The sequence below is a fragment of the Nonomuraea sp. NPDC046570 genome, assembly GCF_040645915.1.
Classification (GTDB): domain Bacteria; phylum Actinomycetota; class Actinomycetes; order Streptosporangiales; family Streptosporangiaceae; genus Nonomuraea.
Map to the genome: position 1 here is coordinate 1 of NZ_JBEYZF010000010.1, position 12,004 is coordinate 12,004.

Genomic DNA, 12,004 nt, shown 5'->3' on the forward strand with positions numbered 1-12,004 from the left:
CAGGACCGACCGGACCAGGTCGTACCCGGTGACCAGCCAGCCCTCGTGCCCATCAGGGAAGGGGAAGCGGCTGATCGGGCCGTGCTCGCGCGCCTCGATCAGCTCCTTGGGCGGGTCAAAGGGACAACCGGGCTGACGCGCGGTCGGCATCGTGGTGACGGTGTGTTCCATGGTCATTCCTCTCATCGGCCTAGGTTCTACTCGCGATAGTACGTGTTTTCCGCAACTCGAAAGCTACGTTGCGTTCAGAATTCCTGTCAACCGCAGGAAGTGCATTAAGGCAGGCAATCGCCACTAAATTGATGCAATGACGCTGCGCGCGAATGCAATGGTGCGCTGCAATATCTGTGCAGCGCGAGCGCAGCGGGCAACCGCGCACCGCCTTGGTTTCCGAACCGTTCATGGCGTCCACCATCGCCGACGGCTCTGATACCGGGCCGTTGCCGTACTGACACGACACCGCATCAGACCTGATCGCCGCTGGGACCTCCGCCAGCCCTGGATCGCCGAAAATCCAACACATTCGCTCGACCTGCGGTGATAACGGTCCGATGAAGGTCGACGGTGTGCACGCAGTGGCGATTAGTCGATTGTCGCCACGGTTCGGCACAATTGCCGATGTGCGAGTTGGATTGCTTGGGCCGTTCGAGGTTCGGAACCGTGATGGGGCCGTGGTGGAGGTTCCTGGCATTCGGCTGCGCGCACTTCTGGCCGCACTCGCCCTCGAACCTGGCCGGATCGTCACGCGTTCGAGGCTGGTGGACTGGATTTGGGGGCAACGGCCGCCCGCGGACGAAGTGAATGCCGTGCAGGCGTTGGTGTCCAGGCTGCGCAGGGTGTTGCCGGACGGTGTGATCGAGGCGGAGTCCGGCGGCTACCGGCTGGCCGTGGCTCCTGATGCCGTGGACGTGTGCCGGTTCGAGCAGCTGGTCGGTCAGGCCCGTGCCGCCGAGCCTGCGGCGCGGGCGGATCTGCTGCGCTCGGCCTTGGCACTGTGGCGCGGTACGGCCATGGCGGACATCGCCCTGCGAGACAGCGATGCGTTCGACGCCACGGTCGCGCGTCTGGACGAACTCCACGTTGCCGCGCTCGGGGATCGGGTGGATGCGGATATTCGCCTCGGCCGTGGCTCGGAGCTGGTCTCCGAGCTGACCGAGCTGGTTGCCGCGTACCCACTGCGGGAGGGGTTCGTGGCGGCCCTGATGCGAGCGCTCGCCGAGGACGGGCGTGGGAATGAGGCCTTGACCGTGTACCAGCGGACGCGTGAGCGGCTCGCTGAGGAGTTGGGCGCCGATCCATCGGCCGAGCTCTCCGCGCTGCACACCGCGTTGCTCCGTGGCGAACTGGGCGAGCGGGCGGAGAACCGCAGGACGAACCTGCGCGCCGAGCTGACGAGTTTCGTCGGCAAGGACGGTGACGTCGGCGCGGTCGCCGGTCTGGCCATCAATCACCGACTGGTCACCTTGACGGGGGCGGGTGGCTCCGGCAAGACAAGGCTGGCCACGGAGGCCGCGCGGACGATGCTCGCCGAGCTGCCGGATGGGGCGTGGCTGGTCGAATTGGCCTCGGTGCAGGCAGGCGGTGAGCTGGCGCAGGCCGCCCTCACCGCGATCGGCCTGCGTGACCAGGCGGTGCTCGGTGATGCGCGGGCTGGGGAACCGATGGATCGGCTCATCGCCGCGGTCCGGGAGCGCGCGATCTTGCTGGTCCTGGACAACTGCGAGCACGTGATCGAGGCGGCCGCGGCTTTCGCGGATCGGCTCTTGGGGGAGTGCCGTAGGCTGCGGATTCTGGCCACGAGCAGGGAACCGCTCGGTATCACCGGGGAGGTGCTGTGGCAGGTCGAGCCACTCGCGCTGCCCGCGAAGGAAGCGGACCTCTCCGAGGTCGGCTCCTCGCCCGCGGTGCGGCTGCTGCGAGACCGCGCGGGCTTGGTGCGCCAGGACATCGGCTCCGACGCGCACACCTTGTCGGCCATGGCGCGGATCTGCCGGGCGCTCGACGGGATGCCGCTGGCGATCGAACTGGCTGCGGCACGGCTGCGCACCATGTCCATCGATCAGCTGGCCCGTCGGCTCGATGACCGATTCCGTCTGTTGACCAGCGGCAGCCGTACGGTGCTTCCCCGCCACAAGACGCTGCGCGCGGTCGTGGACTGGAGCTGGGATCTGTTGACCGAGCCCGAACGCGGTGTGCTGCGGCGGCTCTCGGTGTTCTCCGGCGGGGTGAGCCTGGATGCGGCCGAACGGGTGTGCGGGGATGAGGCGTTCGCCGGGGAGCAGGTACTCGACCTGTTGACCGCGTTGATCGAGAAGTCGCTGCTGCTCGCCGACGGCGAGGGCACTCCGCGCTACCGGATGCTCAACACCATCAGGGAGTACGCGGGACACCGGCTCGCCGAAGCCGGGGAGACCGAGTCGGCGCGCCGGGCGCACCTTGCCTACTTCACCGAGCTGGCCGAGACGGCTGAGCCGTACCTGCGTCGGGCCGAGCAACTGGAGTGGCTGGCCACGCTTGAGGCCGAGCACGACAACATCGGTGCGGCCCTGCGCGGGGCGATCGCCGAGGGATGGGCCCAGGAGGCGATGCGGCTGGTCGCGCCCGTGGGCTGGTACTACTTCCTCAGTGGGCACAGGGCCGAGGGCACCGAGTTGTGCATCGCGGCGGCCTCGCTGCAGGGTGAGGTGTCCGATGAGGTGCGGGCGATGGCGTACGGCATCGTGACGGTGTTCCTGACCTCCGGGCCTGGCCGCGATCAGTATCAGGCGCGGGAGTGGATCCAGGAGGCGCACCGGTTCACCCAGCGCATTGGGGATCGCCACCCTATGCTCAGGTTCGTCGGGCTGTGGGAGCGGATGCTGCGGGAGCCGACGGAGTTCCTGCCCGCGTTCGAGCCGCTCATCGCCGACGACGATCCCTGGGTGCGCGCGACGGCCAGGCTCGCTCGTGGCCGCATGCGGCTCACACTCGGCGGCGACGAGACTGACGTCGACATCGACATCGAGATCGCCCTCGCCGAGTTCCGCACGCTGGGTGAACGCTATGCGATCTCGTTGGCGCTGACCTTCCTGGCCGATCGGCTCACCATGCGCGGCGAGTTCGCCGGCGCGTGTGAGCACTACGAAGAGGCGGTTGTGGCGCTGACCGAGGTAGGCGCGACCGAGGACGTGGTCGGCCTGCGGGCGCGGCAGGCTCAGTTGTACTGGCTGCTCGGCGATGAGCGATCCAGCACCTCCGCCATGGCCGAAGCGCAGCGGTGCGCGAGCGGGATCGCCTGGCCGGACACCCTTGCCGAGCTGGCGCTTACGAAGGCGCAGCTGGCGCGCTGGCGCGGCGAGCCGGACCAGGCACACCAGCACCTGGCCACGGTACGGGCGATGCTGGGCAACGCGGAACTAAGCGACATGGCCCGCGCCAAGGCCATGGACCTGTACGGCTACCTCACCGAGGATCTCGAGGAGGCCCGCGCGTATCGGAGCGAGGCGTTCGGTACGGCTGTGGAGTCGACGTATCTGCCGCTGATCGCCGAGGTGTTGATCGGGATCGCGGATCTCGCGCTGCGCCAGGGACAGTACGAGCAGGCCGTGCGATTGCTCGCGGCAAGCGACGACGTCCGCGGTACGCCGGATCGTTCGCAGCCGGATGCTTCCAGGATCGCCGCGGACACGCGAGATCGCCTCGGTGAAACCGTGTTCACCGAGGCGACCCGTGCCGGCCGGGGGCGGGATTGGCGTGAGCTGGCCGAGATCACGCTCGCTCCCTGACCGGGGTGTTCCGAGCCAAGATCGAAGCCCTTGCGCCAAGGCACCTGCCCTGCTGGGCTAGCGCAGCCACCGCAGGGCTGCGTCGGCGCAGTCCTCGGGGCTGCTGTTGAAGGCGATGGTTGCGTCGGGCGCGTGCTGCCGGACCAGGTTGACCACCTTCTCGAAGAGTTCGAGCAACGGCTCGTGCGTGCGGATGCCGCCCCCGATCACCACGCAGGCGTAGTCTTCGCGGGTCAGCGCCTCCGCGATCGCTCCTTCGGGGTTCTCGTCGAGTGCCACCAGGCACCAGTCGGCCTCGATACCATGATCGTCGAAACGGGCCTGACCGCGTGCTATCGCCGTCTGGACCGGCGCCGGGTCCCAGCCCTGGATCTTGGCGGGATCGAGACCGAGCACCAGTACTCGTGCCACTGTCACGCATCCTCCCTCTCGCAGAACGTTTCCACGCCCAGCGCACCCCATGCCGTACCGGCTTGTCGGTGTTGATCGATAATGTCCCGCACATGGCTGATGCAGTACTGGCGTACTCCTACGCCCGATCCTTTGGGCTTGAGCTTCCCTCGGGTCGTCTGGAGTTGTCCACATCGGGTGGGATGACTCGGCAGGGTCTGGTGACCCATCCGCAGTTCTTCAGCGGTCTGCTGACGCGGGCAGCCCCTGCGGCGGCCTGGCTGCTCGGCGTGGCCGATGTCGCGAAGGCGCGCTACTTCGGCGCTCGCCCGACGGGGATCGTCCGGGACCCAGCGGTCACCTGCCGGCGGGCTCGCAACCTGGTGGAGGCGTCGGCGTGAGCCCGTGGGAGAAGGTCCGGCGACAGATCGAGGGCGGAACCGGCAACACCGAGTTGCTGGCGTTCGTGGCGGCGCTGGACGAGCCGGCTCGTAAGGCTGTGGCCGCACAATTACCGGGTTACCTGGCCGAGCGACTGCGCAGCGACCCACGGGCCCGCTGGGAGGTCGTCATGCGGGCCTCCGCGTTCCGCATCGTGGGGGCAGCCTGTATGTCTGGGGCCTCCCAGGTGGCGACCTGGCTCAACCGGCGGGAATTCCGGGACATGCGAGCGCCGAAGGAGGACGCGGAACGAATCGCGCGACTGCTCCGCGGCAGGAAGGAAGAATGGCGCCGGAACCTGGCCCACCGGCTGGTCGACGGACTTCGGCCGGGTAGGGGCGGCACTGCGGCGCGCTCGGAGGGTGAGCCCGGCTGGGACCTGGCGGCGACCCTGGTGATCGAGACGGGGATCCAACCTGCCGAGAACGACGCCTTCGTGGCAGGTTGGGTCTGGGACCTGCACCGTCAACTGTGGATGGGCGCGGAGAGCCAAGTGGTCCGTGACCACCCTCTCCTGGACGTCATGGTCCCCCGGCTGTTCCACGCGGCAGGCGTCGCTCCTGCGCTGACGCACGACTGGCAGTGGAACACCGGGCATCAGCTCCCCTCGATCATCGGCGTACTGGCCGAACTCACGGTCGAAGGGCGGTTGGATCGGCAGGCATTGCTGGACGCATGCGCAGCACGGTTCCTACGTGGCGGTGAGGCACGGGATGTCGAACCGTTCGTGATCCTCTGGAAGGAACTGCGGCCGACAGTCGCCGAGCTCCCCGTCGTGGACCTGGTCCGGGTGCTTCCAGCCGCCGCCTCCCCGCTGGCGCAGTTGGCCGCAGACGAGCTCCGCCGCTTCGACGAAGCGGGCGGGCTCGACGACGACCTGTTCGCCGAGGCAGTCGGCGCTCTGGCATTCCGGCCGGAGAAGAAGTACGTCACGGCCGCGTTGCAGTGGATCGCTCAAGCGGCGCCGGAACGCGCCGACGGCTCGCTCACGGCCCTCGCACAGATCTTCGGCCTGGACACACCAGCGCTCCGTGATCGAGCGGTACGGCTGGCGATCAAACTGGCGCCGCACGCGAGCCCGGCAGCTGGGAGCGTGGTGCGGGAAGCGGCGGCGAGTCTTCCACCGGAGCCTCTCGGCCGGATCGCCCACGTCTTCGGTGAGGTCGAGCCGACACCGCCGGAAGCGCCCGTCGCCGGGGTCCTGCTGCCGGTGGCCTCCCTGCCCGACTTGCCGCCGCCGATCACCTCGGCGGCGGACTTGGCGGAGGAACTGTCCGCCTTGGGCTGGCCGCACAACACTCCCATGAAGCTCGAACGGCTCCTCTCCGCGATGGTCGAGCTTACCCATCGTGACCACGCTGCCACCGCTGAGGCCCTACGGCCATGGTGGAAGGAGAGATGGGACCGGTTCAGCCCGTTCTGGGTTGGCTGCGCGACCGTCTACAACCCCCACGCACTGTTGTCCCTCTGCGGGCTCGCGGTCGTGGCACCCGCGGACAGTGCCGAGCTCTCTCGCCAGATCACCGAATATCTGGATAAGAACCCTCCGTACCAGACCGTGCTGGACTGGTTCGTCCGGGACCGCTTCCGGGAGGTCATCGCGCTGTTCGAGGCCGGCCGGACCATTCCAGTACTGCTGGCCACCCCCACCGCTCCCACGGGGCATGTCGACGCCGACACGCTGATCAGCCGGCTGGAACGACTGGGTGACGCCGAACCGCTGCCCCTCGACTTCCATCAGGCCCTTCTTCGCTTGCCTCGCGCTGTCGATCCAGCGGCGCTCGCGCGGGCGGAGAAGCTGACTTCACCGGCGGGCAGGCGACTGGCAGCATGGCTGCGCGGCGGCGGACTGGCCGACCCGGTCATGACATGTCGCCTGGAGCGCATGAGCCGCTCGGCGGGGTATCAGAACTCCGTCGATGTCGCCGAGCTCCACATCCGCATGACCCCGGCACAGGACCTACCGGAGCCCGTCCACGATCTGTGCGTTCTGAAGCCGAAGGCATGGTTTCAGGGCCATTCGGAACGCATGGTGTGGTGGCCGGCCATCATGCCCTCCCACCGGGAAGTGATCGCCGCGCACGTACTGGAGTGTTTCGCCGTAGACATCGCCAACAGCCACGCCCAAGTGGATGTGCTCCCCACCCTGGTCCGTGGCGAAGGCCCGGTCGGCCTGGCGACCGGGAGCGCGATCGCCATGGGAATGGGACACAAGCTTCCTGCCACACGAGCGTGGGCGACCGACGCGGTGAAGATCCTCGCTCTGCGCGGCGAACTGCCCGCAGACGACCTCGGGTGGGCGCTGGGGCGTTTGGTCCGGGCGGACACCGTGAAACTCAGCCGGGTCACCCCTGCGCTGGAGGAACTCGCACTCTCCGGTGCGCACGCCGAAACGTGGACGATCCTGGCCAGCGCGCTTCCAGCCATGCTGCCCGCCGCTGGAGAACGACCTCGTCCGGGCCTGGCGGACCTCCTGGCCGTCGCGGTCCAGGCCGCCGCCCTCGCCGGGGCACGGGCCGATGTTCCCGAACTGGCCGAGGTGGCCGCGCGCAAGGGCGGCAGCCGCCTCACCGCGGAGGCTCGCCGTCTCCTGCAAACAATCAGCATGAGGTGAACGCCGAGCCCTGCTTCCAGAGCCATGGCGAGACGTTCCAGCCCTGTCACTAGCTCGCTTCTCGGAGCGGTTCGAATTGAACGTTGAGACGCACTTCGAGGGCCTCGGCGAGGCGTTCCAGCATCGGGATGGTAGGCATGGTGCCTCCCGCCTCGAAGCGCGCGACAGCGGGCTGCTTGAGGCCGGCCCGCTCGGCGAGCTCAGCCTGGGTCAGGCCGAGTTCCTCCCGCCGCTTCCTTACGGCCTCGCCGAGTTCGAACCGAAGCCTGGCGGCTTCGTAGGCGGCACCGGCCCCAGGACGGCTCATGATCTCGGCGCGCTTGTCCGACCACGCCCTGCGCTCGCCCATGTCGATCACTCCTCGTCCACCGTGTGCGCCTCGACGACGCATCGCCGCATGGCCCGCACAGCTCGTTCAATCTCGGCCGTCTCCCGCATCCGCTGCTTGCGGAAGACCGTGAGCAGGATGATGCGCCTGCCCGGGGCGATCCAGTACGTGATCCGCACCGCCTCGTGGGAGAGATGGAAGCGTAGTTCCCGAAGCTTGCCACGCAGTTGCCTGGTGTACGGCTCGTCGAGAAGGACGCCGCGCTCGGCAAGCAGATCCACGTAGAAGACAGCTGTCTCCTGGTCATCCTGGCTGAGCGAGTCGAACCACTCGTCGACCTCGGGTTCCAGTTCCACCTCTCCCCAATTCATAACACGGACGTTATATGAACGGCAAGTGCCGCATCCGCCGAATAGGGAATCAGCCCAGTTCACCGGCCAGGCCAGCGTGTATGTCGCAGAAGGAGGCGACGGCGGCGAGCAGGACGCTCGCGGTCGTGGGACCACGCCTGCGCTCCCCATCACTGAGTCGGCCATCGCTTCATGGCCCGCACAGTTCGTCGGCCGTCTCCTGTATCCGTCACTCTCTCTCACCAGGGGCCGCTCTCGGTGATCCTTCCTGGGTAGGGTCTGGTTTATGGGTGTCGAGGTTGAGATCGTCAGTGAGGTGAGCGAGGAGGTCGTGGGTGCGTTCGGGCGGCTGTTGCCGCAGTTGTCGGTGGGGGCGAAGGCGCTTGATCGTGAAGCGGTGGCCCGGCTGGTGGCGTTCGACGCGAACATCGTGCTGGTCGCTCGGGTGGGTGGGCAGATCGTGGGCACCTTGACCCTGGTGGTCTTTCCGCTGCCGTCTGGTGTTCGGGCTCGGGTCGAAGACGTTGTGGTCGATGAGGTCGCGCGTGGGCAGGGTGTGGCGGCGGCGCTGACGGACAAGGCGTTGGAGCTGGCCGGGGAGGCCGGAGCTCGCACGGTGGACCTCACGTCGCGGCCGTCGCGGGAGACGGCGAACCGGCTGTACGAGCGGGTGGGTTTCCGGCGGCGGGAGTCGCTGGTCTACCGGTTCGTGCTGGAGGGATAGCGGTCGGCAGGCATTCGCGGGTCGTGTTCACAGGGCGGACCTGGTTGCTTTCGAAGCCGCGCGCACCGCTCCGGCGGCGGCCTTGACCGCGCTGTTGATGGAGATCTCGCCGCGCATGCCGGGGGCGGCCACCATGTCGCCCACCAGGTACACGTCGTCGCCGCGGTCGATCGCGGGGCGGTCGCGCCAGGTGTGCCCCGGCAGGTCCAGCGCTCCCGCACGGCCCTTGGCGAACGCCGACCGCTGCCAGGTCGTCCGTTCCCGCCAGCCGGGGACCGCCTGGTCGGCGAGCGCCTCCAGCCGGGCGCGGGCGTCTCGTCTGTGCTCGTCCTGCCGTACCGGCATGTCCAGTTGGAACAGGGTCTCGCCGGGTGGCGCGACCGTCGGGTCCTGCATCGAGTAGCTCTCGTGGAAGCCGCCGCTGTCGAGGTCCCAGCAGATGAAGCGGTCGCGCGGGTCCGGGTGGACGGCGAGGTCGAGCATCGCGCAGTTGCCGCTCTCCCAGCTCAGCGATGTGTCGCCGAGGAGGGCGCGGGCGGAGGACAGCTCGGTCGCCACGATCGTGGGTCCGCCGGGCAGCTCGGTGATCCTGGACTTCAGCTCCATGCGGACGCCCAGTTCGCGGGCGCGGGCGGCGAGTCTGCCGATGACGGCCTGCCAGCCGCCGATCACCCACCGTACGGCGGGCGGGCTGGGCGCGAACACCCGCCGCAGCAGTTCCCACACGAAGGCGGCCGACAGGCGGCCGGTGTCGGCGTCGAGGGTGACGACGCTGATCGCGTTGGCGGCCACCTGGGCGGTCTCCGCGCCGTGCGTGCGGGACACCCAGGTGAAGAAGTCCTGGTCGACAGGCGCCTCCCGGCCTCGGCCGAGCATCATCAGGCGGACGAACCCGGCCGGCGGAAGCCTGCGCATCCGGCCGCCGTACAGGAATCCCATCCGGATGGCGTCCCTGCCCTTCGGCCTGCCGAGCGGGCCCGTCAGCCCCCGCGAGGTGAGCCACGTCCAGTGCGGGCCGTCGGCGTAGAAGACGTGCGCCCCTTCATGGGCGATGTACGGCGCGCCACTCGCGCGGGCCCGTCCGCCGAGGGTGGCATGCGCCTCGTGCAGCGTGACCCGCGTTCCGGCCTCGGCGCAGGCGATGGCCGCGACGAGCCCCCCGAGCCCGCCTCCGACGATCGTGATCTCCTTCGACACCCTGGTCCCCTTTCCCGCTTCCTGTCTCACTTCATGAGAGGGAAACGGGACCCGCGGATGTGACATGGCGGCGGGAAGATCTTGGCGCATGGGTCGCGCACTCAAGGCGCAGAGAGTGGCCTTAATGACCCCTCATATCCCAAGAATATGCAATAGTGACAAGTCGACTATCCCTATCACCCGACCGTCACCAGTTCGTCACGAGCCCTTACCGTCAATTCGGTGATGAATAATTGACGCCTATCTCTGACAATAAGGTCATGACCGAACAGACGTCCCTGTTCATGGTGCGAGCTTGGCACGAAGGTGCTGGTGAGGAGGGGTTTCGAGCCCGGATCTTGATAGCGGATCTGGAAACCGACACGGCCGCCATATCCCTATCCGCGGCCACCCGGGAAGAAGTGATCAACAGGCTGTGTGAATGGCTGGAAGAAATGACCACCCCTTGACACTGCCAATACCCCGGCATACGCTCGCACTCGAAATGCCGCATGAGAAGGGCACCCCATGGACAGCAATGCCGCTGTCGCGGGTTCCGGAGAAACTGCGGAGTCGGTGGGTCCGGCCAGGCTGAGGTTGCTCGGTGCCTTCGAGGTGACGGAGAGCAGGCCTGCGGCGCACGGGTGCTGGGGGGAGCTACCCCACAGCGCCCGCCGACTGGTCGCGTTCCTCGGCCTGCACGGCAACGTGACCCGCGATTTCGCGGCGGGCAGCCTGTGGCCGGACTCCAGGGAGTCCCACGCCCAGGCGGACCTGCGCACCGCCCTGTGGCGTACGGGCAGCATCTGCCCGGGGCTCGTCGTCGGCAAGCGGACCTCCTTGCAGCTCAACCCCCAGGTCAGGGTCGATGTCGCCGAGCTGCAGGAGCTCAGCCGGCGGCTGCGGGCGGGGCACCTGGTGGAGGGCGGCGGGTGGTCCTACGGCGTGCTGCTGCCGGGGTGGTACGACGAGTGGGTCGTGGTCGTCCGGGAGCGCTACCGCCAGCTCCAGTTGCACGCGCTGGAGGAACTCGCGGAGCAGCTGCTCACGCGCGGCGCGTACGGCCCGGCGCTGGACCTGGCGCTGACCGCGGTCGAGTACGAACCGCTGCGCCAGAGCTGCCAGCACCTCGTGGCCCGGATCCACCTCGCCGAGGGCAACTTCGCCGAGGCGGTCCGCTCGGTCAACGCCTTCAAGGATCTCCTCTGGCGCGAGCTCGGCGTCCAGCCGTCTCCCGAGCTGCTGCGCCTGGTCACCTGGTAGGCGGGTGGGCTACTCCTCCATCCCGGCGGCGGCCTTGAGGCGGTCCAGGATCGAGGGGTCCTTCTTCTTGGGGTAGGTCAGGCGTCCGACGGCTCTGCCGACCGCGCCGACCTGCGGCGGGGCCGCCTTGTACGCGACTGTGACCACGATCTTCCCGGTGTAGCCGGGAAGTAGCTTGATCAACTGGTCCACGCCGTCGTTGCCGATGTCGATGCAGCCGGAGGACCCGGGCATGACGCCGCCGTGGAGGTAGAAGCCGCTGCGCCTGCCGGTGTTGCCGCAGCCCGGAGGCGCGGGGAGGAGCTTGAGGGGGGCGAGGGGGACCCTGCCCGCTCCCCAGTCGCCGCCGTGCAGTGAGACGCCGAAGGGATCGGTGAACGTGCCGCCGGGGAGCATCTTGAGCCGCTCCGCCGTGGAGAATGTGGCGAACTGGGTGGCGCTGAACTGGAACGAACCCTCGGGAATCGGGCCGTTGTCGGCTATGCCGACGTACCGGGGATTGTTGAGGTAGGTGTCGTCCTTGCTGCCGCCGCAGGCCGTGGCGTCGCCGGGGCGTACCGTGTAGGGCCGCCCGGACTGGGCTTCGACCCGCATGACCTGGGCGCCGTCACCGGAGACCGTGAACCATTTGCCGTCGAAGTGGGCGGTGATCTTCTTGTACGTGGGCTTGGCGCCGGGCGGGTGGGTGAACTTGGTGCCGAGCACCGCGCGCTGGATGCCGGTGGCCGCCGCCGCCAGCGGGATCCTGTGGCCTACCGGCTGAAGGACGGGGGTGAGTTCGTGGGCGAGGAGTTGTTCGCCTGCCGCCGGGCCGGGGCGGGAGGCGCTGCGGCCGGTGGTGGGGCGTGCGGGCGTTGCCGAGCCGTCCTCGGGCACCTGTGCCGGTTTCCCGGAGGCGCGGCCGGTCGGCCGGCTCGTCCGCTGGCTCATCCTCATGTGCGGCTCCTCCGCGGG

At 68.5% G+C, this 12,004-nt stretch carries 11 protein-coding genes and 1 pseudogene; 6 read left to right on the top strand and 6 right to left on the bottom strand.

Annotation, left to right across the window (positions count from 1 at the left end; translation table 11 throughout):
* Positions 1–171 (bottom strand): annotated as a pseudogene (locus ABZ911_RS17755) (cytochrome P450); the annotation flags it as partial.
* 380 nt (positions 172–551) lie between these two features.
* On the opposite strand from ABZ911_RS17755, the gene ABZ911_RS17760 reads away from it, so the two are divergent.
* Entirely contained in the window at positions 552–3,764 is a 3,213-nt protein-coding gene (locus ABZ911_RS17760) for a BTAD domain-containing putative transcriptional regulator (protein WP_358056407.1), read from the top strand.
* A gap of 57 nt (positions 3,765–3,821) precedes the next feature.
* Here the strand turns inward: ABZ911_RS17760 and ABZ911_RS17765 are convergent, their stop codons facing one another.
* Positions 3,822–4,181 (bottom strand): hypothetical protein, encoded by a 360-nt coding sequence (locus tag ABZ911_RS17765; protein ID WP_358056409.1) that lies wholly within the window; start codon positions 4,179–4,181, stop codon positions 3,822–3,824.
* Between the two features lie 176 nt (positions 4,182–4,357).
* On the opposite strand from ABZ911_RS17765, the gene ABZ911_RS17770 reads away from it, so the two are divergent.
* Both ABZ911_RS17770 and ABZ911_RS17775 read left to right on the top strand, forming a co-directional pair.
* The gene (locus ABZ911_RS17770) at positions 4,358–4,555 is read left to right on the top strand and encodes a hypothetical protein (protein WP_358056411.1); all 198 of its coding nucleotides are present in this window, start codon (positions 4,358–4,360) and stop codon (positions 4,553–4,555) included.
* Complete coding sequence (locus tag ABZ911_RS17775) at positions 4,552–7,209, top strand: DUF6493 family protein (RefSeq protein ID WP_358056413.1); 2,658 nt, start codon at positions 4,552–4,554, stop codon at positions 7,207–7,209. Before ABZ911_RS17770 ends, ABZ911_RS17775 begins: the two co-directional genes overlap by 4 nt.
* Before the next feature lie 49 nt (positions 7,210–7,258).
* Here the strand turns inward: ABZ911_RS17775 and ABZ911_RS17780 are convergent, their stop codons facing one another.
* Both ABZ911_RS17780 and ABZ911_RS17785 read right to left on the bottom strand, forming a co-directional pair.
* Entirely contained in the window at positions 7,259–7,558 is a 300-nt protein-coding gene (locus ABZ911_RS17780) for a helix-turn-helix transcriptional regulator (protein ID WP_358056415.1), read from the bottom strand.
* A gap of 5 nt (positions 7,559–7,563) precedes the next feature.
* Positions 7,564–7,908: a type II toxin-antitoxin system RelE/ParE family toxin gene (locus ABZ911_RS17785; RefSeq protein ID WP_358056417.1), complete on the bottom strand. Its 345-nt coding sequence runs from the start codon at positions 7,906–7,908 to the stop codon at positions 7,564–7,566.
* A 265-nt stretch (positions 7,909–8,173) separates the two neighbouring features.
* Between ABZ911_RS17785 and ABZ911_RS17790 the strand changes: the two genes are divergently transcribed.
* Complete coding sequence (locus tag ABZ911_RS17790) at positions 8,174–8,611, top strand: GNAT family N-acetyltransferase (RefSeq protein WP_358056419.1); 438 nt, start codon at positions 8,174–8,176, stop codon at positions 8,609–8,611.
* Between the two features lie 27 nt (positions 8,612–8,638).
* Here the strand turns inward: ABZ911_RS17790 and ABZ911_RS17795 are convergent, their stop codons facing one another.
* Positions 8,639–9,808, bottom strand: a complete 1,170-nt coding sequence (locus ABZ911_RS17795) for an NAD(P)-binding protein (RefSeq protein ID WP_358056421.1) — start codon at positions 9,806–9,808, stop codon at positions 8,639–8,641.
* A 260-nt stretch (positions 9,809–10,068) separates the two neighbouring features.
* Between ABZ911_RS17795 and ABZ911_RS17800 the strand changes: the two genes are divergently transcribed.
* The gene (locus tag ABZ911_RS17800) at positions 10,069–10,257 is read left to right on the top strand and encodes a hypothetical protein (protein ID WP_358056423.1); all 189 of its coding nucleotides are present in this window, start codon (positions 10,069–10,071) and stop codon (positions 10,255–10,257) included.
* A gap of 58 nt (positions 10,258–10,315) precedes the next feature.
* On the top strand, positions 10,316–11,050 hold the full coding sequence (locus ABZ911_RS17805; protein ID WP_358056425.1) for a BTAD domain-containing putative transcriptional regulator: 735 nt from the start codon (positions 10,316–10,318) through the stop codon (positions 11,048–11,050).
* Positions 11,051–11,059: 9 nt separating this feature from the next.
* Here ABZ911_RS17805 and ABZ911_RS17810 read toward each other — a convergent pair whose 3' ends face one another.
* Positions 11,060–11,986, bottom strand: a complete 927-nt coding sequence (locus ABZ911_RS17810; RefSeq protein WP_358056427.1) for a hypothetical protein — start codon at positions 11,984–11,986, stop codon at positions 11,060–11,062.
* Positions 11,987–12,004 lie beyond the last annotated feature (18 nt).